The 23101-nt window shown below is 72.2% G+C and carries 23 protein-coding genes; 5 read left to right on the forward strand and 18 right to left on the reverse strand.

What is annotated here, in order from left to right:
• Positions 1-91: 91 nt before the first annotated feature.
• The 7 genes from ACY8FT_RS03445 to ACY8FT_RS03475 form a co-directional block, all read right to left on the reverse strand.
• Positions 92-2917 carry a DEAD/DEAH box helicase gene (locus ACY8FT_RS03445; protein ID WP_462417539.1) on the reverse strand — a complete coding sequence of 942 codons (2826 nt, stop codon included), beginning with the start codon at positions 2915-2917 and terminating at the stop codon, positions 92-94.
• A 47-nt stretch (positions 2918-2964) separates the two neighbouring features.
• Positions 2965-3789, reverse strand: a complete 825-nt coding sequence (tatC, locus tag ACY8FT_RS03450) for a twin-arginine translocase subunit TatC (protein WP_462417540.1) — start codon at positions 3787-3789, stop codon at positions 2965-2967.
• Between the two features lie 5 nt (positions 3790-3794).
• Complete coding sequence (tatA, locus tag ACY8FT_RS03455) at positions 3795-4157, reverse strand: Sec-independent protein translocase subunit TatA (protein ID WP_462417541.1); 363 nt, start codon at positions 4155-4157, stop codon at positions 3795-3797.
• A gap of 42 nt (positions 4158-4199) precedes the next feature.
• A complete protein-coding gene (locus ACY8FT_RS03460; RefSeq protein WP_462417542.1) occupies positions 4200-5195 on the reverse strand; it encodes a helix-turn-helix transcriptional regulator in 996 nt (331 codons plus the stop codon).
• Complete coding sequence (locus ACY8FT_RS03465; RefSeq protein ID WP_462417543.1) at positions 5195-6223, reverse strand: helix-turn-helix transcriptional regulator; 1029 nt, start codon at positions 6221-6223, stop codon at positions 5195-5197. The genes ACY8FT_RS03460 and ACY8FT_RS03465 overlap by 1 nt, the downstream gene beginning before the upstream one ends.
• 42 nt (positions 6224-6265) lie before the next feature.
• Complete coding sequence (locus tag ACY8FT_RS03470; RefSeq protein ID WP_462417544.1) at positions 6266-6655, reverse strand: FKBP-type peptidyl-prolyl cis-trans isomerase; 390 nt, start codon at positions 6653-6655, stop codon at positions 6266-6268.
• A gap of 101 nt (positions 6656-6756) precedes the next feature.
• A complete protein-coding gene (locus ACY8FT_RS03475) occupies positions 6757-8046 on the reverse strand; it encodes an FKBP-type peptidyl-prolyl cis-trans isomerase (protein ID WP_462417545.1) in 1290 nt (429 codons plus the stop codon).
• Positions 8047-8173: 127 nt separating this feature from the next.
• Between ACY8FT_RS03475 and ACY8FT_RS03480 the strand changes: the two genes are divergently transcribed.
• A complete protein-coding gene (locus tag ACY8FT_RS03480; protein ID WP_462417546.1) occupies positions 8174-8581 on the forward strand; it encodes a DUF3054 domain-containing protein in 408 nt (135 codons plus the stop codon).
• Positions 8582-8591: 10 nt separating this feature from the next.
• On the opposite strand, the gene ACY8FT_RS03485 is transcribed toward ACY8FT_RS03480, so the two are convergent.
• Entirely contained in the window at positions 8592-9665 is a 1074-nt protein-coding gene (locus ACY8FT_RS03485; protein ID WP_462417547.1) for a tRNA (adenine-N1)-methyltransferase, read from the reverse strand.
• Between the two features lie 49 nt (positions 9666-9714).
• Positions 9715-10872, reverse strand: coding sequence for a M50 family metallopeptidase (locus tag ACY8FT_RS03490; protein ID WP_462417548.1), 1158 nt, complete (start codon positions 10870-10872; stop codon positions 9715-9717).
• 71 nt (positions 10873-10943) lie between these two features.
• Here ACY8FT_RS03490 and ACY8FT_RS03495 point away from each other — a divergent pair, with 71 nt between their 5' ends.
• Positions 10944-11846 carry a RecB family exonuclease gene (locus ACY8FT_RS03495; protein ID WP_462417549.1) on the forward strand — a complete coding sequence of 301 codons (903 nt, stop codon included), beginning with the start codon at positions 10944-10946 and terminating at the stop codon, positions 11844-11846.
• Here the strand turns inward: ACY8FT_RS03495 and ACY8FT_RS03500 are convergent.
• Positions 11836-12507 carry an HAD family hydrolase gene (locus ACY8FT_RS03500; RefSeq protein ID WP_462417550.1) on the reverse strand — a complete coding sequence of 224 codons (672 nt, stop codon included), beginning with the start codon at positions 12505-12507 and terminating at the stop codon, positions 11836-11838. The two genes, ACY8FT_RS03495 and ACY8FT_RS03500, sit on opposite strands and share 11 nt — an antisense overlap.
• Positions 12508-12544: 37 nt before the next feature.
• On the opposite strand from ACY8FT_RS03500, the gene ACY8FT_RS03505 reads away from it, so the two are divergent.
• Positions 12545-13405: a PAC2 family protein gene (locus ACY8FT_RS03505; RefSeq protein WP_462417551.1), complete on the forward strand. Its 861-nt coding sequence runs from the start codon at positions 12545-12547 to the stop codon at positions 13403-13405.
• Positions 13406-13416: 11 nt separating this feature from the next.
• Here ACY8FT_RS03505 and mshC read toward each other — a convergent pair whose 3' ends face one another.
• Positions 13417-14721: a cysteine--1-D-myo-inosityl 2-amino-2-deoxy-alpha-D-glucopyranoside ligase gene (gene mshC / locus ACY8FT_RS03510; protein ID WP_462417552.1), complete on the reverse strand. Its 1305-nt coding sequence runs from the start codon at positions 14719-14721 to the stop codon at positions 13417-13419.
• Between the two features lie 44 nt (positions 14722-14765).
• Between mshC and ACY8FT_RS03515 the strand changes: the two genes are divergently transcribed.
• Positions 14766-15737, forward strand: a complete 972-nt coding sequence (locus tag ACY8FT_RS03515; protein ID WP_462417553.1) for a magnesium and cobalt transport protein CorA — start codon at positions 14766-14768, stop codon at positions 15735-15737.
• A 7-nt stretch (positions 15738-15744) separates the two neighbouring features.
• On the opposite strand, the gene ACY8FT_RS03520 is transcribed toward ACY8FT_RS03515, so the two are convergent.
• Positions 15745-16077: a hypothetical protein gene (locus tag ACY8FT_RS03520; protein WP_462417554.1), complete on the reverse strand. Its 333-nt coding sequence runs from the start codon at positions 16075-16077 to the stop codon at positions 15745-15747.
• A gap of 62 nt (positions 16078-16139) precedes the next feature.
• Between ACY8FT_RS03520 and ACY8FT_RS03525 the strand changes: the two genes are divergently transcribed.
• Positions 16140-16391, forward strand: a complete 252-nt coding sequence (locus ACY8FT_RS03525) for a DUF5703 family protein (protein ID WP_462417555.1) — start codon at positions 16140-16142, stop codon at positions 16389-16391.
• On the opposite strand, the gene ACY8FT_RS03530 is transcribed toward ACY8FT_RS03525, so the two are convergent.
• The 6 genes from ACY8FT_RS03530 to ACY8FT_RS03555 form a co-directional block, all read right to left on the reverse strand.
• Entirely contained in the window at positions 16378-17751 is a 1374-nt protein-coding gene (locus ACY8FT_RS03530) for a M20/M25/M40 family metallo-hydrolase (protein WP_462417556.1), read from the reverse strand. The genes ACY8FT_RS03525 and ACY8FT_RS03530 overlap by 14 nt on opposite strands.
• A 28-nt stretch (positions 17752-17779) precedes the next feature.
• A complete protein-coding gene (locus ACY8FT_RS03535) occupies positions 17780-18286 on the reverse strand; it encodes a ferritin (protein WP_462417557.1) in 507 nt (168 codons plus the stop codon).
• Positions 18287-18503: 217 nt separating this feature from the next.
• Positions 18504-18899: a hypothetical protein gene (locus tag ACY8FT_RS03540; protein ID WP_462417558.1), complete on the reverse strand. Its 396-nt coding sequence runs from the start codon at positions 18897-18899 to the stop codon at positions 18504-18506.
• A gap of 95 nt (positions 18900-18994) precedes the next feature.
• Positions 18995-20350: an ISL3 family transposase gene (locus ACY8FT_RS03545; RefSeq protein WP_462418377.1), complete on the reverse strand. Its 1356-nt coding sequence runs from the start codon at positions 20348-20350 to the stop codon at positions 18995-18997.
• A 47-nt stretch (positions 20351-20397) separates the two neighbouring features.
• The gene (locus ACY8FT_RS03550) at positions 20398-20877 is read right to left on the reverse strand and encodes a hypothetical protein (protein WP_462417559.1); all 480 of its coding nucleotides are present in this window, start codon (positions 20875-20877) and stop codon (positions 20398-20400) included.
• 93 nt (positions 20878-20970) lie between these two features.
• Entirely contained in the window at positions 20971-23019 is a 2049-nt protein-coding gene (locus ACY8FT_RS03555) for a neutral/alkaline ceramidase (protein ID WP_462417560.1), read from the reverse strand.
• Positions 23020-23101 lie beyond the last annotated feature (82 nt).

Raw genomic sequence — 23101 nt, forward strand, 5'->3', positions numbered from 1 at the left:
GTCGCGACGAGATGCGCGCATCAGGGGACCAAATCGGGGAAGGGGCCGGGGATGCGGGGAAGGGGCCGGGGGGAGGAAGGGAGGGGGCGGGTCAGAGGCGGTCGGCGGCCACCACTCCGCGGAGCACCCGCCCCATCGCCTTGCGGGCCGTCCCCCGCACCGACTGGTGCGGCGCGGCGAACTCGACCTGCCCGAGCAGGTCGACCACCTGCTTGGCACGGCGCACGAAGTCCCCGGCCGAGAGCTCGGAGTCGCGCAGCACCACCTCCAGCCGTGCCCCGGAGGCCCAGCGGTGCATCATCCAGGCCATGCCGGCGTCCGGCTGGTCGGTGGGCGGCAGCTGGTGCTCGATCTCCGCGTCCTCGATGCGCGACCAGAGCCCGATCATGCGGTCGTACGCGAGCTGCACCCGGTCCGAGGGCATGGAGGGGTTCACCGTCACCTCACCGCGCCGGGGCTCGTGGATGATGATCGACGCGACGGCGGCGAGCTCGGAGGCGTCCAACCCCTGCCAGATGCCCCGCTGCAGGCACTCGGCCACCAGCAGGTCCTTCTCGGTGTAGGTGCGCTGCAGGATCCGCCCGGCCTCGGTGACCTCCTGCCCGTCCTCGCTGAGATAGCCCCACTCCACCAGCAGCGCGCAGATGCGGTCGAAGGTCCGGCTCACGGTGTGCGTCCGCCGCGCGACCTTGCGCCGCAGCCCGGCGGTCTCCTTCTCGAGCGTCTGCAGGCGCGTCGCCCAGCGGGCGTGCTCCTCGCGGTCGGGACAGGCGTGACAGGGGTGGCGTCGCAGGGCCGCCCGCAGCTCGTCGATGCGGTCGACGCCCGTGCGCGGGTCGGCCGCCGGGGCCACCGCCTCGGTCGCGCCGTCCTCCTCCTGCGTCGGCGCCGGATCGACGTCCGGCACCTTGGCCCGCATCGTGGCCGCGAGGTCCTTGCGGTCCTTCGGCTTGCGGGGGTTGAAGCGCTGCGGCACCTTCACCCGGCCCTGCACCACGGGCGGGGCGTCGAGGTCGGCCGCCACCACGGTGCGCAGCCGACCCGCGTCGGTCACCAGCGCGACGTCGTCGTGCTTCTTGCGCACCCCGTGCGTGCCGGTGATCACCACCGCACGCCCGGCCCGCCGGCCGGTGCCGATGCGGATGACGTCGCCGGGCACGAGCTCGCCCAGCACGGCGGCCACCTGCGCACGCTGTGCGGCACCTCGTCGCTTGGCCGCGTCCTTCTCGGCCTGCGTGAGCTGCCGGCGCAGCTCGGCGTACTCGGAGAAGTCACCGAGGTGGCACTCCATGGCCTCGGCGTAACCCTCCATCGCCTCGGTGTTGCGCTCCACCGACCGGGAGTGGCCCGCCATCGCGCGGTCGGCCTGGAACTGGGCGAAGGACTCCTCCAGCAGGGTTCGCGCGGCGGGACGGCCCAGCCGGTCCACCAGGTTGACCGCCATGTTCGGCGACGGTCGGAAGGAGGACTTCAGCGGGAAGGTGCGGGTGGAGGCCAGCCCGGCGACGTGCACCGGGTCGACCCGCGGCCCCGAGAGCACGACTGCGTGTCCCTCGACGTCGATGCCGCGCCGCCCCGCACGCCCGGTCAGCTGGGTGTACTCGGCCGGGGTGAGGTCGGCGTGGGTCTCGCCGTTGAACTTCACGAGCTTCTCGATGACCGTGGTGCGCGCCGGCATGTTGACCCCCAGCGCGAGGGTCTCGGTGGCGAACACGCACTGGATCCGGCCGGCGGCGAACAGCTCCTCGACGATCTCGCGGAAGAGCGGCAGCATGCCCGCGTGGTGCGCGGCGAAGCCACGGGTCAGCCCCTCGACGAAGTCGTGGTAGCCGAGCACCCCGAGGTCCTCCGGGGCCACCGAGAGCACCCGGGCCTCCACCTCGTCGTGGATCGCCTCGCCCTCGGCGTCGCTGATGAGGCGCGTGTCCGAGGCGAGCAGCTGTCCCACCGCCCCCTCGCAGCCGGCACGGCTGAAGATGAAGACGATCGCCGGCAGCAGCCCGTCGTCCTCCAGCGCCCGCACGACCTGGGCCCGCGAGGGCGTCCCCACGCCCCGGGCGCGCGGGGCGCCGCCTCCGTGCCGCGGACCGCGCCCGCCGCGCCGGCCCCTGCCCCGCCGTCCGCTGGGGGCCCCGGCGTCCTCGCGGTGCCAGGAGCCGTGCTGCTCGTGCGAGGCGGTGCGCAGGCGGGCCAGCAGCTCCGGGTTCACCTGCCGGGCGCTCCCTCGGTGGGCCGCGACGCCGCCCTCGGGGAACAGGTCGTAGAGGTCGTTGCCCACCATCATGTGCTGCCACAGCGGCACCGGGCGCACCTCGGAGACGACGACCTCGGTGTCGCCTCGCACCTGCCGCAGCCAGGCGCCGAACTCCTCGGCGTTGCTCACCGTGGCCGAGAGGCTGATCACCTGCACGTCGTCGGGCAGGTGGAGGATGACCTCCTCCCACACCACGCCCCGCATGCGGTCGGCCAGGTAGTGCACCTCGTCCATTACCACGAAGCCGAGCCCGGCCAGGGTGGGTGAGTCGGCGTAGAGCATGTTCCGCAGCACCTCGGTGGTCATGACCACCACGGAGGCGTTGCCGTTGACCGAGGAGTCGCCGGTGAGCAGGCCGACGTTCGCCTCGCCGTACTCCTCGGCGAGGTCGTGGTACTTCTGGTTGCTCAGGGCCTTGATGGGCGTGGTGTAGAAGCACTTTCGCCCGGTGGCCAGGGCGAGGTCGACGGCGAACTCCCCCACCACCGTCTTGCCGGCGCCGGTCGGCGCGGCCACCAGGGCCCCGTGCCCGTCCTCGACGGCCTCGCAGGCGGTCACCTGGAAGGCGTCCAGCTCGAAGGGCTGACGGAGGAGGAAGTCCTGCAGCCGCGGGTGGCTCGCGCGACGCTTGGCGGCGGCGAAACGATCGGAGGGACTGGACATGCCCTCACCCTAGGTGTGGACGACCAGTCCCTCGCGACGGAGTGCGCTCAGAGCGCCGAGGCGCTGTCCACGTCGGCGTCCATCCACTCCGGACGGCTGCGCTTGCGCGCCTTGTCGCGCATGATCGCGATGCCACAGGCGATGAAGTACATGAGCATCATCGGGATGGTGAGTGTGATCATCGAGATCGGCTCGGGGGCTGCGAGGGCCGCGAAGACCAGCACGAACACGGTGGCCCAGCGCCAGCCCTTGAGCATGGCCCTGCCGCTGACCAGCCCGGTGTGGTTGACCGCCACCATGATGACCGGCAGCAGGAAGGCCAGCCCGAACCACAGGATGAAGTTGCCGACGAACGCGAAGTAGGGCTCGGCGGCGATGAGGTTCTCCCCGCCGTCGGGGGTGAAGGTCTGCAGCAGCGCCTTCACCGCGGCGGGCAGGGCCCACAGGGCCAGCAGGCAGCCGGCCAGGAACATGGGCACCGCGGCCAGGAAGTAGCCGAGGGCGATCATCTTCTCGCGGCGGTACAGGCCGGGCAGGATGAACGCCCAGAACTGCCAGAGCCAGATGGGGCTGGCCAAGATGACGCCCACCACGGCGGCGATCTTCGCCTTGATGGTGAACGGCTGGGTCACACCGCCGGCACCGAAGTTGGGACCGGTGACGGTCTTGCCCTTCGCCCGGGCGACCTCGTTCACCGGCTCCATGAGGAAGCTGGCGATGGCCTCGTAGTAGTACCACCCCACGCAGAGCCCGACGACCACCGCGACGGCAGCGATGACCGCGCGGTTGCGGAGCTCCTTGAAGTGCTCCACCAGGGCCATGCGGCCCTCCGGGTTCGGAGCCTTCTTGGAGAAGGGAGTACGGGGCGACACGCGGGTCAGTTCAGGCGGGTGCCGTCAGTGCGCTCGTCGGTCGCACGGGTGGGGTCGGAAAGACGCGAACCGGCGTGGCGCTCGTCGTACTGCTGGGCGTGGTCGTCGGGGTTCCAGGAGTCGTCGCGCACCGGGGTGTCGGCGGTGCGGGCGGAGGACGGGCGGGCCTCGGCACGGACCTCGGTGGCCTCGCCGTCGACGGTGTCGTCCTTGCCGTCCTTCTTCATCTCGCCCACCTCGGACTTCAGCACGCGGGCCGAGCGACCCAGGCTGCGGGCCATGTCCGGGAGCTTCGCCGAGGCGAACACCAGCACGATGACGACGACGAGGATGAGCAGGATGAGCGGGTTGTCAAAGAGGCGTGCCATGGCGACTCCTAGTTCGGATCTGAGCCCGTGGACGGGGCGCTGTCACTGTACGGTACGCGCGTCCGCGCCGGACAACCGTGCAACGGCCTCCCGCGCGCCCTCCTCGACGGCCCCGACGAGGCCCTCCGGGGACACCACCCGCACGGCTCCCCCGGTGCTCCAGACCAGGCGGGTCACCCACGCCGGGTCGGCAGCGCGCACGACCACCCGGCGGCGTCCTGCGGTGCCGGCCTCCGCGGCGTCCGTGGCGCCGTAGTACTCCGCCACCCAGTCGGCCTCGGGGCTGAGGTCCAGCACCACCTCGGTGTCGTCCGGGCCGCCGGTGTAGGCTCCGGCCCCCAGGTCGCGCGGGCGGGCCTCCGCGGGCGGTGTCCCGTCGGCCTCCAGCACCTCGGCCGAGGCGATCCGGTCCAGCCGGAAGAGACGGACGTCACGTGCCTCGTGGCACCAGCCCTCGAGGTACGTCTGCCCGTCGGCGGTCACCACCCGCATCGGGGAGATCTCGCGCGAGGTCGCCCGGTCCCGTCCGTGGGCCACGTGGACGATCCGCACCAGCCGGTGGTCCTGGACGGCGCGCCGCAGTCGGTGGGCCAGGTGCTCGTCGGTCGGCACGGAGGCCTCGTGCACGACCGTGCCCTCGACGAGCGGGCGGAGCGGGCCCGCCGCGGCGGCGATGCGCTCGGCGAGCTCCTCGGCCCGCTCGCGGTCCTCCCGGTCCAGCCCCGGGGCACCGGCCAGGGCGTGCAGGCCGGCCACCAGGGCGATGGCCTCGTCGGGGCCCAGCCGCAGGGGGCGGGCGATCGTGTCGGCGTTGCGGAGGTAGACGTGCCCGTGGTCCCACTGCGCGTCGATGAGGTCGTCCGGCATGCGCCCGGGCAGACCGCACATGAACACCAGCTGCAGGTCGCGCTCCAGGGACGCGGTGGAGACGCCGAAGGTGCGAGCGGCCTCCTCCAGGCCCACCCCCTGGCGCTGCAGCAGCCACGGCACCATCGCGAGCAGGCGCTCCAGCCGGGCGGTCGCGGACTCGGCGGCCATCAGTCCTCCTCTGGCGGCTGGTCGGCGGTGAGCACCTGCTGCAGCCGGTCGACGACCTGCGCCCGCAGGTCGTCGGGCTCCACGGCGAGCAGGTCGGGCCCCAGCTCGGCGAGCTGGCCGACGATGCGGGAGCGGTCGGCCTCGGGCAGGTGCAGCAGGTCGCCGTCCTCCACGGGGGTGACCGAGGTGGCCCAGCGGCGCAGCGCCCAGCCACGGCCGCTGCGGACGGTCACCCGGGCCTCGACGGCGTCGGGGCGCCCCTGCGTGGCCGAAACGATCATGGCCGAGGGGTCGTGGTCGGCAGGCACCTGGACGACACCCGCGCGGCCGGTGGCGCGCACCGCACCCACGACGCGCGAGAGGCGGAAGACCCGGGGTGCGTCGCGGTCCAGGTCGAACCCGGTGACGTACCAGCGTCCCCGTCGCAGCAGCAGCGACCACGGGTGCACGCGGCGTCGGCTCACCGGCGCCCCGCTGCGGCGGTAGTCGAAGGTCACCGCCCGGCGTGCGGCGATCGCGTCGCGCAGCCCGCTGAAGGCGGCCTCGGGGGTGCGGATCACGGGCTGCACGCCGAGGGCGGCCGGTGCGTCGTCCGCTGCCTCGCCGGTGTCCTCCGGAACCCCCTCGGGGCCGAGCGTGCTGATCTTGCGCAGTGCCCGCTCCCCGGCGGACGAGAGCGAGGCCTGCCCCCACACGCCGGCGGCGACGCCCAGCATGGTCAGCTCCTCGGACGTGAAGACGAGCTCCGGCAGGGCGTACTCGTCGGGGTCGACGCGGTAGCCCTCCTCGTCGTCGAAGCCGGGGTCGACCGGACCGGTCGTGATCGGCACCCCGAGGGCCCGCAGGTCGTTCTTGTCGCGCTCGAAGGTGCGGTCGAAGGCCTCAGCCGTGCCCTCCTGGTACTCGGGCATCAGCCGCCGGATCTCCGCCTTCGTGAGCGGTCGGCGGGTGTTCAGCAGGGCGAGTAGGAGGTTCAGCAGCCGCTCGGTCTTCAGGTTGGGGTCGTGCCCCCTCCCGGCTGCAGCCATGCGCACCTCGCCCTCTCGCTCGTCCGGTTCCGCGGTCCCTGGTCAGCGGCCGGCGACGGCCAGCAGGTCCACGACGAAGATCAGGGTCTCCCCCGGCGCGATGACGCCACCGGCGCCCTGGTCGCCGTAGGCGAGGTGGGCCGGGATGGTGAGCTTGCGGCGCCCGCCGACGCGCATGCCCTGCATGCCCTGGTCCCAGCCGGCGATGACCTGGCCGACGCCCAGCTGGAACTGCAGCGGCGTGCCGCGGTCCCAGGACGCGTCGAACTGCTCGCCGGTGGAGAAGGCCACGCCCACGTAGTGGGCGGCGATCACGTCGCCAGCGGTGGCCTCGGCGCCGTCGCCCTCGACGATCTCCTCCACCACGAGCTCGGCGGGGGCCTCCCCCTCGGGGAAGTCGATCTCGGGCTTGCTGCGCTGCACGTCGGTCATGGCCAGCCTCTCCGAGGGCACACGAAGGCCCTCACGCGTCGGTGAGGGCCCAGTGTGCCTGATGGGTTCCGGGTCAGGCAGCCCGAGGGTTCAGTCGCGGGTCACTTCGAGGAGCCCTCGCCGGAGCCCTGGCCGCCCTGCTGCTGTCCGCCCTGGCCACCACCCTGCTGGCCGCCCTGCTGCTGACCCTCCTGGCGGTCCAGGATGTCGACGACGAACACCAGGGTGTCGTCGCCCTTGATGCCGGCCTGCGGCATGCCCTGCTCGCCGTAGCCCTCCTTCGGCGGGACGACCAGCTCGACGCGCGAGCCGACCTTCTTGCCGACGAACACCTCGTCCCAGGCGGGGATGACCTGGCCGACGCCGATCGGGAAGGAGGCGGGGGTGCCGCGGTCGTGCGAGGAGTCGAACTTCTTGCCCTCCTTGCCCTTGGCCCACTTCACACCGGTGTAGTGCACGGTGATCTGGTCGCCCTTCTTGATCTCCTCGCCCTCGCCCTCGATGAGTGTGGCCTCCTTGAGCTTCTTCGGGGCGGCCGCGTCGGGGATGGTGATCTTGGCGGGCTTGTCCTTGGAGACCTCGGCCTTGGGGAAGTCCTTGGGGGCCTCCTTCTCCTTGCCGGTGGCCTCCTTGAGCGGCTTGGACGCGTCGGTCACCTTCATGAGGTAGACCACCGAGTCGCCGGCGTCCAGGCCCAGCTGCGGGGCACCCTGCTCGCCGAAGGCCTCCTTGGCGGGCAGCGCGATGGCGGTGGTGCTGCCGACCTTCTTGCCCTCCATCGCCTTCTGCAGGGCCTTGATGGTCTGCTCGTCGTCCAGCTTCAGCGGCACGGCCTGCTGCCCGAAGGCGTTCTGCAGCTCCTTGCCGGAGGTGCCGTTGTACAGGGCGTACACGACCATCGCGGTGTGGTCCTTGGTGAGCTCGTCGCCGTCACCCTCCTCGACGACCTTCTCCTGCACCTTCGACACGGTGAACGGCTTGTCGCCGAAGTCGATCTTGGGCTTGTCGCCGCCCTTGATGTCCAGGTCCTCGAGCTTGCCGGCGGCCTTGGGGTCCGGCTTCTTGCCGTCGGAGTCCTTCTGCTCCTTGTCACCCGAGGCCGAGGGGTCCGAGGCGGGGCCGCTGGAACCGGCCGAGGAGTCGGAGGACGACTCGGACGCACCGTCCTCGGGAGCGGAGGACTCCTCGCCGGAGTCGCCCGAGGCGTCCTCGCTGGACTCGCCGCCCGACTCCTCCGACGAACCGCCCTCGGCGGACGAGGAGGCCGGGGCCTCGGACTGGGACTTGTCGTCGCCGGAGTCTTCCCCGCCGCACGCGCTGAGCGCCAGGGCAGCAGTCGACACGAGGGCGATGAGACGGACGGGCGTGCGCTTCACGGAAAGATTCCTCACCGGTTGACTGTGGGTCTGTGTGACACGGAGGTCCCGGGCATCGTAGACGCGCGAGTCTGTGCATCGGCTGGGAATCGGCCCATGATCTGCTCAAGGGGAGACCTGCAGGCCGACGTACGGTGTGTCCATGACTCGATCTGCCCGCCCGGATGCCCCCTCCCGCACCACTTTCCACAGCCGCGTGCCCGTCTGGGTCGCTGCCCTGCTGGATGCCGGGTCGATCGCCCTGTTCGCCGGGCTGGGGCGCCGCAGCCACGACACCGGCAGCGTCCTGACCGGCGTGCCCGAGACCGCCTGGCCCTTCTGGGTGGGTGGCGTCCTGGGGTGGGTGGCCAGCGCCGCGGTGCGGCGCCGGGTCCCCTCGGGGCTCGGCAACGGTCTGGTGGTGCTGGTGGCGACCGTGCTGCTGGGCATGGCCCTGCGGCAGCTCACCGGTCAGGGGACTGCCTGGTCCTTCGTGATGGTGACCACCATCGTCCTGGGGGTCCTGCTGCTGGGCTGGCGCGCCGTCGCGGGTCTGCTGACCCGGCGCTGACCGGCGGGGCTCAGGACTCCTCGAGGCGGGTGGAACCGAGCTCCTCCTGCCGCTGCTGGTCCCGGCGCACCCGACGGAGCTTCTTCGGGGAGATCCACCGCTCCCCCAGGTTCTCTCCGGTCCACTCCTCCTCGGCGTGGCGCCCGGTCCACCCGCCGGCCGAGACGTCCGCGTCGTCACCGGCCTTCGCGGGGCGACGCGCCAGCTCGGGGGCGTCGGTCCCCGGTGCGAGGCGGCGCATCGAGATGAGGAAGCCGGTGTGCCCGTGCATGCGGTGCTCCGGGCGCACGGCGAGCCCCTCCAGGTGCCAGCCGCGCACCATCGACTCCCAGGCGCGCGGCTCGGTGAAGCCCCCGTGGTCGCGGGCGGCCTCTGCCACGCGGGAGAGCTGGGTGGCGGTGGCGACGTAGCAGATGAGCACCCCGCCGGGGGTCAGGGCGTCACCGACGGCCTCGAGGCAGTCCCAGGGGGCCAGCATGTCCAGGACGACGCGGTCCACGCTGCCGGGTGCCAGGGCGCGGGGTAGCTCGTCGGCCAGGTCGCCCAGGTGGATGCTCCAGGCCGGGTGGTCGCCCCCGAGGAAGGCCCGCGCGTTGGCCCGGGCGATCTCGGCGAACTCCTCGCGCAGCTCGAAGCTGTGCAGCCGGCCGCTCTCTCCCACGGCCCGCAGCAGGGACATGCTCAGCGCGCCCGAGCCGACGCCGGCCTCGACGACGACGGCACCGGGGAAGATGTCGGCCATGCCGACGATCTGCGCAGAGTCCTTGGGGTAGACCACTGCTGCGCCACGCGGCATCGACATGACGTGGTCCGAGAGCAGCGGCCGCAGGGCCTGCCACTGCGCCCCGGTCGAGTGGATCACCACGCTGCCGTCCGAGGCGCCGATGAGGTCGTCGTGGAAGATGTGGCCGCGCGTGTTGTGGAAGCGCTTGCCGGGCTCCAGCACGATCGTGTGCATGCGGCCCTTCGGGTCGGTCAGCTGCACGCGCTCCCCCACCCGGAAGGGTCCGCGGCGTCCCTGCTCGCCCGTCCAGCCGGTGTCGGTGGTGGACTCGGGCTGCTCGGGCGAGGGGGTCGTGGTCATGGCGGGTGAGTCTACGAGTCCCGCGGGGCCCGCGTCCCGTTCGACTGCGTCAGGCCGAGGGCTGCTGCCGCTGCCGGATGTTGGCGCGCATGCCCTGGTCCAGGGACTCGTGGTCCGCCAGGCCGACGATCTGCGGTGGCAGCGCACGCCCGTCGGGCCCCACGGCCCCGTGCTGGCGGATGGCGGCCAGCTTCAGCCCGCGAGTGGAGACCGCCTCCACCAGGCGCGTGATGTCCTCCTGCGGGGCGGCGTCGACCGTCCAGTCCCCCGGCACCGTGCGGGCGACCGCGGAGAGCGGGGTGGACTCGCGCCGCTCACCGGGCACCTGCGCCAGGGCCGAGGGGTCCACCAGACCCACCGCGCGGGCCTCGTGGTCGGTGGTCACCACGCTGACGGGCACCGGGAAGCCGCGGACCCCGAGCAGGGCGGAGACCGGCTCGTCCTGAGGCAGCCCGACGGCCGGGCGCATCACCGAGCCGGTCGAGTGGCGCCCGAGCTCCCGGCGGGCGCTGCCGGCCTGGATGGATCGGCTCGCCCCGGCCCAGAGGACGAACGCGATGAGGCCGCCCCACAGCACCATGGTCAGGGACCCGCCCCGGGTCGCCTGGAAGGCCACCAGGGCGATGACGACCACCGCGATGACGCGACCGGTCCACCCGGCGACGACGAGACCGGCGGGCCGGTCGCCGGTCGCCTTCCAGACCAGGGAGTCGACGACGTGGCCACCGTCCAGCGGCATGCCCGGCAGCAGGTTGAACAGGCCCACCAGGCCGTTCACCCACACCGCGCTGGCGACCACCATGTGCAGCAGCCCCTCCGGCACCACGAGCAGGGCGGCCGCGGCGAGGCCGGCGAGCGCCAGGTTGGCCAGCGGGCCCGCGACGGCCACCAGGGCGTTGCTGCCGGGGCTGGTGTTGTCGCTCTGGTGGGCGGTGTGCCCGCCGATGAGGTCGAGCTGCACCTTGGTGACCTCGTACCCGCGGGACTGCGCGGCCAGGACGTGGCCGAGCTCGTGCACGAAGACGGAGAACACCAGCATCACCGCGTAGGCGACCCCGAGGCCGTAGGCGGTGGCGGGGCCGAGGCGGTCGGAGAGCTGGCTGCCGTTGAGGAAGACCACGAGGACGACCAGCAGGGGCCAGGTGCGGCCGAGGTACACCGGGACGCCGCGGACGCTGCCGATGCGCCATCCGGAGGCCTGGTCCATCACGTTCTCCTCGAGGTCGACGAGTGCACAGCCTACGGTGGCCTGTCGGTGGTGGGACCTACCCTTCGGACATGGCCTCCGCAGCCCTGTCCCCCAGCCGTGCCAGCGACTTCATGCAGTGCCCGCTGCTCTACCGCTTCCGGGTGGTCGACCGGCTGCCCGAGCCGCCGTCGGCCGCGGCGGTGCGGGGTACCTTCGTGCACTCGGTGCTGGAGAACGTCTTCGACCTGCCGGCCCACCGCCGACGCCCGGACGACGCCGTCGCCCTCATGGACGACGCCTGGGAGGCCCTGGTGCAGGAGCGCCCCGAGGTGCTGGACGTGGTGCGTCGTGACAACGACGAGGAGCCAGCTGGTGCCGAGGATGGCGCGGGGGGCGCAGCCGGTGAGGACACCGGTGCCCGACGGGCACCGACGCAGGAGGACTTGGCCGAGTGGATGGCCGAGGCCGAGGCCCTGGTGCGCCGCTGGTTCACCGTGGAGGACCCGAGCGTCCTGGAGCCGGCCGAGCGGGAGCTCCGGGTGGAGGTGCCCGTCTCCCGCGGCGGGGAGCGCGGGGAGCTGACGCTGCGCGGGTACGTCGACCGCCTGGACGAGGCCCCTGCCGACGGGGCGCTGCGGGTGGTGGACTACAAGACCGGCAGAGCGCCCTCGGAGATGTTCCAGGCCAAGGCGCTCTTCCAGATGAAGTTCTACGCCCTGGCCATCTGGCGGCTGCGGGGTCGGGTGCCGGCGCTGCTGCAGCTGGTCTACCTGAAGGACGGCACCGTCCTGCGCCACGCGCCCACGGAGTCCGAGCTGCTCGCCACCGAGCGCAAGGTGCTGGCGCTCTACGACGCGATCGAGCGGGCGGCCGAGGCCGGTGACTGGCGGCCACGCCGCAGCCGGCTGTGCGACTGGTGCAGCTTCCAGGACATCTGCCCGGCCTGGGGCGGCACTCCCCCGCCGCTGCCGGAGGCTCCCGTCAGTGGCTGAACTGCTCCCAGAGGGAGGCGACGCTCTCACCCTGCAGGGTGGGCACGGTGACCGTGTTCGGGGTCTCCGGCAGGTCGACCATGAGCGGGATGGCCACCAGGTGCGTCCCGGCCGCGGACGCCGAGCCGACTCCGGAGGGTGAGTCCTCCAGCGCGAGGCAGTCGGTCGGGTCGACGCCCAGTCGCCGCGCGGCGGTCAGGTAGGGCTCCGGGTGCGGCTTGCCGTGCTCGACGACGTCACCGGTCACGACGGTGGTGAACGTGCCCTCGGGCAGGGCTTCGGTGAACGCGTCGGCCAGGAGCGTCCACGACATCGTCACCAGCGCCGTGGGGATCTCCAGCTCGCGGCACTCCTCCAGCAGCTCCCGCGCCCCGGGACGCCACGGCAGCTCGCGGGCCACCTGCTCGGCCACCTCGGTGAGCATCCGCTCGATGATCTGCTCGCGGGGCAGGTCCACCGGGGTGCGGTCCAGGATGATCTGGGCGGACACCTCCAGCGGGTTCCCCACCATCGCCAGCGCGTCCTCGTGGGTCCAGACGCCGCCGTGCTCCTCGACCAGCCGGGTCTCGGCTGACATCCACAGCGGTTCGGAGTCGATGAGGGTGCCGTCCATGTCGAACAGGACGGCGGCGGGCAGGTCGGGGCGGTTCACGGCAGTCACGCGCCCAGTCTCCCAGCCCACCACCTACGCTGTGGGGATGGTGAACGAGGACCCGGCCCCGCTGCGCGATCCCGTCGTGGTCGCCGCGTTCGCGGGGTGGAACGACGCCGGTGAGGCCGCGACGGCAGCGGTCGCCCACCTCATCGAGGTCTGGGGCGCCGAGCAGGTGGCCGGCTTCGACCCCGAGGACTACTACGACTACCAGGTGCACCGCCCCCGCATGGTGCGCCGCGAGAGGCGACGCCGGATCGAGTGGCCCACCACCACCTTCCATGTGGCTCGTCCCCCGGGCCTGGACCGCGACGTGCTGCTCGTGCAGGGTCTGGAGCCCTCCATGCGCTGGCGGGCCTTCACCCGCGAGCTGCTGGACTGGGTGACCGAGGCCGGCACGACCGAGTTCGTGACCCTGGGCGCCCTGCTGGCCGACGTGCCGCACACCCGCCCGCTGCCGGTGAGCACCACGGCGAGCTCGCTGGCGGTGCAGCGCCGCCTGGACGTCTCGGCCGGCGACTACGAGGGACCCACCGGGATCGTCGGCGTGCTCAACCTGGAGGCCGAGGAGGCGGGCCTGGACGCCGTCAGCGTGTGGGTGTCCGTGCCCCACTACGCCGGGAGCGTCCCCTCGCCGCGGGCCACCTGGGGGCTGCTCACGGCGCTTGAGGAGGTGCTGGACACCGTCATCGACACCGCCGACCTGGAGGAGCTCGCCCAGGCGTGGACGCGCGGAGTGCAGGAGCTCACCAGCGAGGACGAGCACGTCGCCGAGTACGTCGAGGCGCTGGAGGAGGCGGTGGACGACATGACCTCCCCGCAGGCCTCCGGCGACGCGCTGGCCAAGGAGTTCGAGCAGTACCTCAAGCGGCGCGAGAGCGATGGGGGCAGCACCCCGCCGATCTGACGGGGGCCGCCTCAGCGCAGGTCGATGCCGAGCAGCGCGTCGATCGCGGCCAGGTCGTCGGCGGTGGTGGAGCGCTCACCGGCGGACACCTCGGCGGCCCAGTCGTCCACGGCGGCCAGGGCACCGGGGGTGTCGAGGTCCGCGGCCAGCGTGCCGTGGAGCCGGGAGGTGAGCGATGCCGGGACGGGCGCAGCCGAGGCGGTCGCGTAGGGGGCCACGGTGGCGGCGGCTTCCCGCCACCGGGCCAGCCGGTCCTTCGCGACGGGCAGGTGCTCGTCGGTCCACTCCCAGGCGGTGCGGTAGTGCTGGCTGAGCAGCGCCAGCCGGATGGCGGCCGGGTCCTCCCCCGCCTTCCGCAGAGTCGAGACGAGCACCAGGTTGCCCTTGGACTTGCTCATCTTCTCGCCCTCGTAGCCCACCATCGCCTGGTGGACGTAGTGCTCGGCGAACGCGTCGTCGGTGAGCGCCCGGGTCTGGGCGGCGCTCATCTCGTGGTGCGGGAAGACCAGGTCGTCACCGCCGCCCTGCACGAGGAAGGGCGTGCCCAGGTGGTCGCGTGCGATGGTGGTGCACTCGATGTGCCAGCCGGGCCGCCCGGCACCCAGACAGCCGCCGTCCCAGTGCGGCTCGCCCTCGCGATGGGCACGCCACAGCAGCGGGTCGAGCTGGTCGCGCTTGCCGGCCCGGTCCGGGTCGCCCCCGCGGTCGGCGAAGACCTCCATCATCTGCTCCCGGGTCCAGCCGGAGACCTCGCCGAAGGTGGGCACCTGCGCCAGGTCGAGGTAGACGTCGGACGCCTCGGACGTGCCCAGCGGGGCGTCCGCGCCCGGCTCGGCGTCCGGGGCCGCGTCCGTGGCGGGCACCGCGTAGGCGCGGCCGGACTCCAGCATCGCCTCGACGGCGGCGATGTCGGAGGGGATGCCCTCGACCGCGCCCACGTAGGCGTCCGGCGCGATCATCCGCAGCGCCACCATGTCCTCGCGGAAGAGCTGGATCTCGCGCTCGGCGAGCTCCTCCCAGTGCACGCCGTCGCGCTCGGCGCGCTCCAGCAGCGGCTCGTCCACGTCCGTGACGTTCTGCACGAACCGCACCTCGTTCCCGGCGGCCCGCAGCACCCGGTTGAGGGTGTCGAAGGTCAGGTAGGTGGCCGCGTGGCCCATGTGCGTGGCGTCGTAGGGGGTGATGCCGCAGACGTACAGCCCCGCCGGACCGGCGGGCTGCAGCACGACCTCCTGCCCGGCCGCCGTGTCATGCACTCGGGGCGCCGGGGCGGTCAGCGGCAGGGCGGGCACGGTCGGTGAGGTCCAAGAATCCACGTCGCACAGGGTAGGCGAGGGCACCGGGTGCCAGAATTGCCCGCATGATCGTGGACAAGGCGGTGTACGTCGACGGCCGCCGACAGGAGTGCCCTGACGTGGCGACCGCGATGGCCGAGGTGCGCGGGCGCGACGACGACTCCTTCATCTGGGTGGGGCTCTTCGAGCCCAGCGCCGAGCAGGTGCACGAGTTCGCCGAGATCCTCGACATGCACCCGCTGATGGTCGAGGACATCATCACCGGCCGGCAGCCGCCCAAGCTCGACGTCATCGAAGGGTCCGCCCTCATGGTGTTCAGCACCCTCGCCTACTTCGAGGAGAACAGCGACGTCGAGACCGGTGAGGTCCTGCTCGCCTGGGGGCCGCACTGGGTGCTCACGGTGCGCCACGGGAAGCACACCCGGCTCACCGGCGTGCGCGCCCGGCTGGAGCGCTCCCCCGAGCTCATGGCGCACGGGCCCACCGCCGGGCTGTTCGTGGTGATCGACCACATCGTCGACACCTACACGCGCGTGGACCAGGAGCTCAACGACGACCTGCTGCGCATCGAGCGCGCGACCTTCGACGCCCAGTCGTCGGTGGACGTGCTGGAGATCTACCGGCTGAAGCGGGAGATCATGGAGGCCCGTGCGGCGGTGCAGCCGCTGGTGGACCCGCTGCGCCACCTCATCGACGCCCGGGATCTGCTCGCGGAGGAGATGAAGTTGTACTTCCGCGACGTGCAGGACCACCTGCTGCGCACCGAGGGGCACGTGAACGGCTACGACCGCACGCTGACCGACATCCTGCAGGCACACCTGTCGATGGTGGCCGTCCAGCAGGGCGAGGACACCCGCAAGATCTCGGCCTGGGCGGCCCTGGCGGCCGTCCCGACCATCGTGGGCGCGGTCTACGGCATGAACTTCGACACCATGCCCGAGCTGCACTGGATCTGGGGCTATCCCGCGGTGATGGTGTTCACCGTGGTGGTCGTGGTGCTGCTCTACCTGCGCTTCCGACGGGTCGGCTGGCTCTGAGCGCGACTCAGTCGCGGTCGGGCTCCACCTCGGAGTCGTCGTCGTAGGAGTACGAGTCCTGGTCGCCGTCGTACTCGTCGTCGTAGCGGTCGTCCGCGTCCTCGTCGTCCTCTTCGTCGTCGAAGTCCGCGTCGTCCTCGTCGGAGTAGACCTCGAAGGGGGTCACCTCGCCGTGGGTGTCCAGCAGCGCGTCGTCGTAGTCCTCGAACGCGTCTGCGAGGTCGTTGTAGGCGGAGATGACGCGTGGGTCCTCCTCCCCCGTGCGCGAGGCGCACGCCTCGAGGTGCCGCTCGAGGGCGGTGACGAGAGTGGTCAGGGCACTGCGCGGATCGGTGGCCATGGGTTCACGGTAGCGCGGGGGCGCCCACGACGGGAGGGCTTCTCCCGGGGCACAATGTGGCGATGCCGATCCGTTCGCTGCCGTCCGCCCACGCGAAGGCGCGCGCCGCGGCCGTGTGGGAGTACCGCACCGTGGAGGCGCACCGCGACATGTCCCGCTCAGAGCTGTGCCAGCTTCTCACCGAGCTCGCCGAGTACGAGGGCTGGCACCTGCACACGGTGCGCCACCACCAGTCCGGAAAGCGCCGCGTCTCCCTGCGGCGCAAGGTGATCCGTCAGCGGCGTCCGCAGGTGGTCGGCCTCAGCACTCCGTGACGAAGCGGTGCAGCACCCGGGCGCCGAACTCCAGCGCCTCCACGGGCACCCGCTCGTCCACGCCGTGGAACAGCGGCGCGAAGTCCAGGTCCGCCGGCAGCTTGAGCGGCACGAACCCGTAGCCGGTGATGCCCAGGTCGCTCAGGTGCTTGTTGTCCGTCCCGCCCGAGAGGCAGTAGGGCAGCACCTCGCAGCCCGGGTCCTCGGCCTCCAGCACCGAGCGCATCGTGTCCACCAGCGGGGACTCGAAGGGGGCCTCCAGGGCGGGGCCCAGGTGGTGGACGGTGACCTCGACGTGCTCCCCGGCCAGGTCGCGGATGGTCTGCAGCAGGTGCTCCTGCTGACCCGGCAGGAAGCGGCAGTCCAGCCCGGCGGTGACGCTCTGCGGCACGACGTTGTGCTTGTAGCCGCCGGAGACCATCGTCGGGTTGCTCGTGTTGCGCAGGGTGCCGGCCACGAAGTCCGAGGCACCGCCGGTGGCCGAGACCACCTCCGCCAAGGAGGCCGAGTCGCCGGTCTCCCAGTCGATGCCGGCGGTCTCCCCCACCGTCGAGAGCAGCACGTCGACGGACTCGATGAGCTCGGCCGGCCACTCGTGCTCGCCGATGGCCTGCAGTGCACGGGACATGTGCACCACCGCGTTGTCGCTGGTGGGCACCGAGCCGTGCCCCGCCCGACCGCGGGCGGTCAGCGTGAGCCACATGATGCCCTTCTCGGCGGTCTGCACGAGGTAGGTGCGGCGGCCCTCTCCCCCGTCGACCACCTGCTGACCGGGCACGGTGATGGAGTAGCCACCGACCTCGCTGACGGCCTCGGTGCAGCCGGCGAAGAGCTCGGGGTGGTGCTCCACCAGGTGCCCGGCCCCCTTCACGCCTCCGGCCTCCTCGTCGGCGAAGAAGGCGACGACGACGTCACGGTCGGGCTGCTGGCCGGTGCGCGCCATGTACCGGACGACGGCCAGGATCATGGCGTCCATGTCCTTCATGTCCACGGCGCCGCGGCCCCAGACCATGCCGTCGTGGACCTCGCCGGCGAACGGGTCCACCGACCAGTCGGCGGCCTCGGCCGGCACGACGTCCAGGTGACCGTGGAGCACCAGGCCGGGGCGGCTGCGGTCCTTCCCCTCCAGCCGGAGCACCACGCTGGTGCGGCCGGGGTCGGACTCGAAGACCTCCGGCTCCAGCCCCACCTCGCGCAGCCTCGCCACGACGTGGTCGGCGGCCTCGCGCTCGCCGGGGCCGGTGCCGTCGCCGTAGTTGCTCGAGTCGATGCGCAGGAGCTCGCGGCAGAGCTCGACGACCTCGTCCTCCGGGCGGGGCACGGTCGTGGCGGCGGGCTGGGGCACGTCGGTCTCGGTCATGGGCCCACGCTACGGCCCGGTGGTCGGGTCAGGCCTGCGGGGCACCCCGGACGGCGAGATCGTCGTCGATGCGGAGCAGGCCGGGGCCGTCGTCACCGACGCGCTCGAGCGAGGTCACGATCTCCCCGACCGTGGCCTCCTCCTCCACCTGCTCGGCGACGAACTCGTTGAGCAGCGGGCGCGAGTCGAGGTCTCCGGCGCGCTCGGTGGTCGCGTAGAGCTCGCGGATGGCCTCGGAGACCTTCTCCTCGTGCGCCAGCGCGGCCCGGAAGGCCTCCAGCGGCGAGGGGTCCTCCAGTGGGGTCGGGGCGGGGATGTCCCCGATCGCCGGGCGACCGCCGCGGTCCAGGACGTGGTCGATGAAGCGCTGGGCGTGGACGACCTCCTCGTTCGCCTGGCGGGTGAACCAGGCCGAGGTGCCCGGCAGGCTCTGGGCGGCCATCTCGATGGCGAGCTGGCGGTAGATCACGGCGGCGCGGAGCTCCAGGGTGATCTGCTTCTCAAAGGCGGTCACGAGCTCGGGGGAGATCTTCATGGGTGCGCACGCTACGGGGCGACGGGCGACGGTTCACCGTCGCTGTGCCTCACCTACACGGACGCGCCGGGGCACCCGGCCCACCCGGTCGGGCGCCCCGGTGCGAGGGGGCGCCCCCACTGCGGATTGTTGGTGGTGGCTGTGGCGGCTCGGGTGTCAAGCACGCCTCCGCGCTGGGAGAAGTGGCGCAGGTTCTCGATGTGCTGGGCGTCGTCGCTCATACGGTGGCGCGCTGGGCGCGGCCGGCCAGCACCTCGTCGTAGATGGTGTCGTCGATCAGTCCCCGGTCGGCGGCCCGGACCACTTCGTTGAAGCTGCCGGGCACGTTGGGGAGGATCTCGTTCCACACCTCTGCCTGGGCCCTGGGGGCGTAGTCCCAGCGGGTGAGCTGGTCGATGAGGGCCTCGCGGGTGATGAGTCCGGCGGCGTAGCGCTGGCACAGCTCGTAGGGGGTGGCGGCGTCGAAGCCGTCGCGGGGGGTGGTGGTGTCCTCGGTGAGGGTGCGGGCGATCTCGCGGAGCTGGTCGGCGGCGGCCTGCGGGTCGCGGCGTCGGAGGTCCAGGGCGTCCATCCGCAGGCGCTGGATGAGGTTGTTGGTCTGGGTGTCGGTCATGGCGGTCATGATGCTCTCCCTCCTGGGGCCAGCCCATCGTGTTTGCTTGCGGGTTTCATCTGTGTTGCGTTTCTATCGTTCGCGTGTTTCGCGGCTCATCCGATCTGAGGGTGTAGTCGTGGTCTGAAGCCGCCGGCTTCGAGGAGGGATCGGGCGACGTAGTGGGTCAGGTTGCGGAAGCCGAGGGCGGACCCTCGGAGGTGCTCGAGGCGGCCGTTGATCGCCTCGGTCGGGCCGTTGCTCGTGCCCGGCAGGTCGAAGAATGCGAGTACGTCTTCGGCCCGCTTGGTCAGCGTCCGCCCGAGCGTGACGAGCTCGCTCAGGGCGGTGGGAACGCCACGAGTCACCGAGTCGATCACGGCGGTCATCAGTGCCCGGCCTTCGCGCCGGTCTGGGTGGCGGTAGGCGGCGATCATGCGTTGGTAGATGCCCCAGGTCGCCTCGACCTCGACGTGCTCCTCGTCGGCGAACAGGGACTCGATCCTGCGGGCCTGCTTGTCGGTGAGCAGGTTGGCGCCAGTGTGCAGGGTCCGCCGCGCGCAGTAGAGCGGATCGCCGGCCCGGCCGCGGTGGCCGTGGAGATCTTGCTGGACCCGTCGGCGACAACGGTCCAGGGCGTCACCAGCGAGCCGGACCACGTGGAAGGGATCCATCACCGCGACCGCGTCGGGGAGCTCCTCGGCCGCAGCAGTCTTGAACCCGGTGAACCCGTCCATCGCCACCACCTCCACCCTGTCGCGCCATGCCTGGGTGCGGGCAGCGAGCCAGGTCTTGAAAGTGCTCTTCGATCGCCCCTGGACCATGTCGAGCAGGCGTGCTGGACCCGTCCCGTCGCGGATCGGGGTCAGATCGATGACGACGGTGACGTACTTCTCGCCGCTTCGGGTATGGCGCCAGACGTGCTCGTCCACTCCGACCACGGTGACGCCGTCAAACCGGGTGGGGTCATCGATCAGGACCCGTCGGCCCTCGGCCAGGACCGCGTCATTGGCGGTGTCCCAGGCCACTCCCAGAGCCTCGGCCAACCTGGCGACAGTCAGGTGCTGGGTCACCAGGGCCACCAGCGCCCACCGCACCGCTGCACGCGACAGCTTCGCCCGCCGGTCCGCCGCCGCAGTGGTGTCCTGGCGCCACACCCGCCGGCACGCCTGACAGCCGAAGCGACGCACCCGGATCAGCAGCGTGGTGGGCCGCCACCCGAACGGCTCATGCGCCAGCTGCCGGGTCACCGTGCCCCGCGCGGCGCCCTCGGCCCCGCAGTGCCGGCAGAACGCGTCGTCATCGCCCGCGACCACCCGGCATTCCAGCACCGCCCGGTCAGGCTCCACGCGCTGGCCAACCGCAACGAGGCCAAGCTCGTCCAGGCGGGCGAAGGTCGTCAGATCAGGGGCATCAAAGGTAAGTTCACGCACGTCGAGGTCTTCTGGTCGGGTCGGTGTAGGAACCCCCATCATCAGGGGACCTCGACCCCTACCTCGGCCCGGTCACACCACCACTGCTACACCCTCAGATCGGAAGAGCCTGTTTCGCGTGGTGGTCGTGCACAGGCTTGGGCCTGTGTGCGAGTTGGTGGGGTTGCTCGGCGGATGAGGCGGCGGGGGAGTCGTGCTGGGCGGGCGGTCGAGGCCGGTGCCCCGCCGGTCTCCAACCCGGCCGGCAAGGCGAACTTCCAGACCGGCGTGCTGTTCGCCAACCTGCACTCCGGCAAGCCCTTCGTGGTGTGGTCGTCGGCGATGGCGCGGTGCATGGCGTCTTGGGCGTCGGTGGTGATGCGCAGTTCGCGGCTGACGCCGCGGGTGGCCGAGCGCTGGTGTACGGGGCTGATCTTGGCGCGGGTTTCGGGGGTGCGCTTGGCGTGGGTGTGGATGGCGGCCGAGACCCAGTCGATCCAGGTGTCCTGCGGGCCACCGTGGTGGAAGTCGCTGATGAATGCCGCGCGGGCGGAGTTGTAGACCTCGCGGGGCATGTAGACGCCCATGAGGGCGCGGTCGCTGGTGGCGCGGGTGGGGCCGGGCTGGGTGGTGGGTGCGGGTCGGGCGCCCCGGCGCGAGGGGGCGCCCGACCGGGGACGTCAGCCGACCCGGAAGGTGGCCGTCGTCCCCTCGAAGGGGGTGATGGCGCCGGTGCCGGCCCGCTTGGAGGCGCCGCGGTGCAGGATGCGGTACTCCCCCGCCGCCGTGCCCGCCGGGACGTCCCACTCGACGGTCGCGGTGGAGTGGCCGAGCGTCCAGTTGGTGCGCTTCCAGTGGAAGCGGGTGTCGTCGTCGGTGTCGGTACGCACGATCTCCCAGCCGGAGGCGGTGCGCTGCTGCACCTCCAGGTAGGTGCTGCCCAGCAGCAGGTCGTTCTTCGGGTGGCCGGTGACGAACACCGCCGAGACGGTGCCGCCGGGGGCGGTGTCCGTCGGCTCGGTGAGCACGCCGCCGAAGGGCTTGCCGGAGTGCGGGTTGTCGAACAGCACGCCGGTCTGGAAGTTCGCCTTGCCGGCCGGGTTGGAGACCGGCGGGGCGCCGGCCTCGACCGCCCGGCCCGCGGCCAGCTCCTCGGCCAGGGCGGAGGTCTCCTGCTGGTAGGCGCACAGGGTCCAGCGGCCGAACAGGGTGGAGCCGCCCTCGTAGTGCTGGGTGTCGTACTCCTCCGGGGTGGTGACGTACTGCGAGTAGCCGTTGGTGTAGCTCTGCACCAGCACGTCCTCCAGCCGGGCACCGACGGCGTCCGCCACCTCGCGGCGCAGGCGCAGCCCGGCCACGACGGTCACCTCGGCCGGGACACCGACGATCCACAGCTGGCCGATGCGGGCGACGGTCAGAGCCAGGCGGCCGGGCGCGGCGTCGACGATGCCGACCGGCACCATGCCCACCTTCGGGTGCTGCACGTTGCGGATCCACAGCGGGGTGTCGTCCGGCACCGTGATGGGCCAGCGCACGCCCTCGCGGAAGATGTCCGGTCCCGGGCCGTCCTCGGTGGAGCCGGCGAGCATCGCCTCGCCCAGCACGGCCGGCGCGGTCTTGGCCGGCTTGCCCTCCGGGGTGAAGCGGCCCTCGATCTCGACGGCGTCCATGTCGACGTGTCGCGTGCGCCCACCGACGGGGCCGGCGAGCTCCTCGGATGCCGACTCCCAGGCCGTGCGGGCGGCCTCGAGCTGGCGGCGGCCGATGATGCGCATGTTCTCGTACTCGTCGTCGGTCGGCCCGGTGCCGGGCTTCAGCGCCAGGTTCGGCGTCATGTCGCCCGAGTTGGTCTGCGCGAACGCGGCGACGAAGTCAGGCGTCGGGTCGAGCGGGTCCTGCCCCAGCAGGTCGCGCTCCCAGGCCCAGGCGGCGTAACCCTTGTTGTCGCCCGAGACGAGGGTGTTGGTGTTGGTCAGCGAGGTCCCGTGGGTCGGGTACCAGCTCAGCGCGCCGATCTCGCGGTCACCCTGACGGAAGCGCAGCACCACCATGTGCGGGTCGATCCCGTCCGGGAAGGCAGCCCGGTCCTCGGCCGGGTTGGCGTCGAAGGCCTCGCGGGAGCGGTTGCGCGAGGCGTCGTGCACCTCGGTGCGGCCGACCGTGACCGTCCCGGGCGCGAGCTGCTCGTGGGCGCGCTCGACGGCAGTCACCACGCCATCCACCAGCGCCTCGAACGCCTGCTCCTGGTAGCCCTTGGTCGCGAGGTTGTAGATGACGTCGTGCGTGCAGCCACCGGTGGAGGCGTGCGTGTGGGTGGCCGTCACCATCACGTTGTGCACGTCGTAGACGCCCGGGAACCGGGCCGCCAGCCGGGCCACGACCTCCCGGTGCGCGGCCACCGAGATCACGCCGTGGTCCGCGACGACCCACGCGATGCGGCCGCCGGAGGAGTCCTCGACGACGAAGGCGCGGGCCATGAGGCGCATGTGCAGACCGCTTGTCACCTGCTTGAGCGAGGAGTAGCCCATCATGCCGTTCTCGGCGACGGGGCCGGTCGTGTCCGCGATGCCGGCGCCCACCTTCAGGCCACCGTCGGCGGCCTGCGCGGACGCCCGCGCGCAGGTGGCCGGCAGTGCGGTGACGGCGGCTGCGGTGGCCGCGCCCGCACTGGACAGGACGGCGCGGCGGCTCGGGTGCACGGTCGTGGGGTGGCTCTGCGGGGTGGGCACGCTGGCTCCTGGTGGTCGATCGGGAGGGGTCGTGGGCCGTACGGCAGCGGCCTGCCGCCGGCAGCGCCCACAATGACACATC

This window comes from Kytococcus sp. Marseille-QA3725 (assembly GCF_054950055.1).

Excerpts from the sequence above, each read along its gene's own strand:
- ACY8FT_RS03505 (WP_462417551.1), top strand. The coding sequence starts at position 12,545 with ATGGTGAACGAGGACCCGGCCCCGCTGCGCGATCCCGTCGTGGTCGCC.
- ACY8FT_RS03490 (WP_462417548.1), bottom strand. The coding sequence starts at position 10,872 with ATGGACCAGGCCTCCGGATGGCGCATCGGCAGCGTCCGCGGCGTCCCG.
- ACY8FT_RS03480 (WP_462417546.1), top strand. The coding sequence starts at position 8,174 with ATGACTCGATCTGCCCGCCCGGATGCCCCCTCCCGCACCACTTTCCAC.
- ACY8FT_RS03445 (WP_462417539.1), bottom strand. The coding sequence starts at position 2,917 with ATGTCCAGTCCCTCCGATCGTTTCGCCGCCGCCAAGCGTCGCGCGAGC.
- ACY8FT_RS03485 (WP_462417547.1), bottom strand. The coding sequence starts at position 9,665 with ATGACCACGACCCCCTCGCCCGAGCAGCCCGAGTCCACCACCGACACC.
- ACY8FT_RS03525 (WP_462417555.1), top strand. The coding sequence starts at position 16,140 with ATGCCGATCCGTTCGCTGCCGTCCGCCCACGCGAAGGCGCGCGCCGCG.
- ACY8FT_RS03545 (WP_462418377.1), bottom strand. The coding sequence starts at position 20,350 with ATGGGGGTTCCTACACCGACCCGACCAGAAGACCTCGACGTGCGTGAA.
- ACY8FT_RS03460 (WP_462417542.1), bottom strand. The coding sequence starts at position 5,195 with ATGGCCGCCGAGTCCGCGACCGCCCGGCTGGAGCGCCTGCTCGCGATG.
- ACY8FT_RS03495 (WP_462417549.1), top strand. The coding sequence starts at position 10,944 with ATGGCCTCCGCAGCCCTGTCCCCCAGCCGTGCCAGCGACTTCATGCAG.
- tatA (WP_462417541.1), bottom strand. The coding sequence starts at position 4,157 with ATGGCACGCCTCTTTGACAACCCGCTCATCCTGCTCATCCTCGTCGTC.
- ACY8FT_RS03520 (WP_462417554.1), bottom strand. The coding sequence starts at position 16,077 with ATGGCCACCGATCCGCGCAGTGCCCTGACCACTCTCGTCACCGCCCTC.
- ACY8FT_RS03535 (WP_462417557.1), bottom strand. The coding sequence starts at position 18,286 with ATGAAGATCTCCCCCGAGCTCGTGACCGCCTTTGAGAAGCAGATCACC.
- ACY8FT_RS03540 (WP_462417558.1), bottom strand. The coding sequence starts at position 18,899 with ATGACCGACACCCAGACCAACAACCTCATCCAGCGCCTGCGGATGGAC.
- ACY8FT_RS03530 (WP_462417556.1), bottom strand. The coding sequence starts at position 17,751 with ATGACCGAGACCGACGTGCCCCAGCCCGCCGCCACGACCGTGCCCCGC.
- ACY8FT_RS03470 (WP_462417544.1), bottom strand. The coding sequence starts at position 6,655 with ATGACCGACGTGCAGCGCAGCAAGCCCGAGATCGACTTCCCCGAGGGG.
- ACY8FT_RS03465 (WP_462417543.1), bottom strand. The coding sequence starts at position 6,223 with ATGGCTGCAGCCGGGAGGGGGCACGACCCCAACCTGAAGACCGAGCGG.
- ACY8FT_RS03550 (WP_462417559.1), bottom strand. The coding sequence starts at position 20,877 with ATGGGCGTCTACATGCCCCGCGAGGTCTACAACTCCGCCCGCGCGGCA.
- ACY8FT_RS03515 (WP_462417553.1), top strand. The coding sequence starts at position 14,766 with ATGATCGTGGACAAGGCGGTGTACGTCGACGGCCGCCGACAGGAGTGC.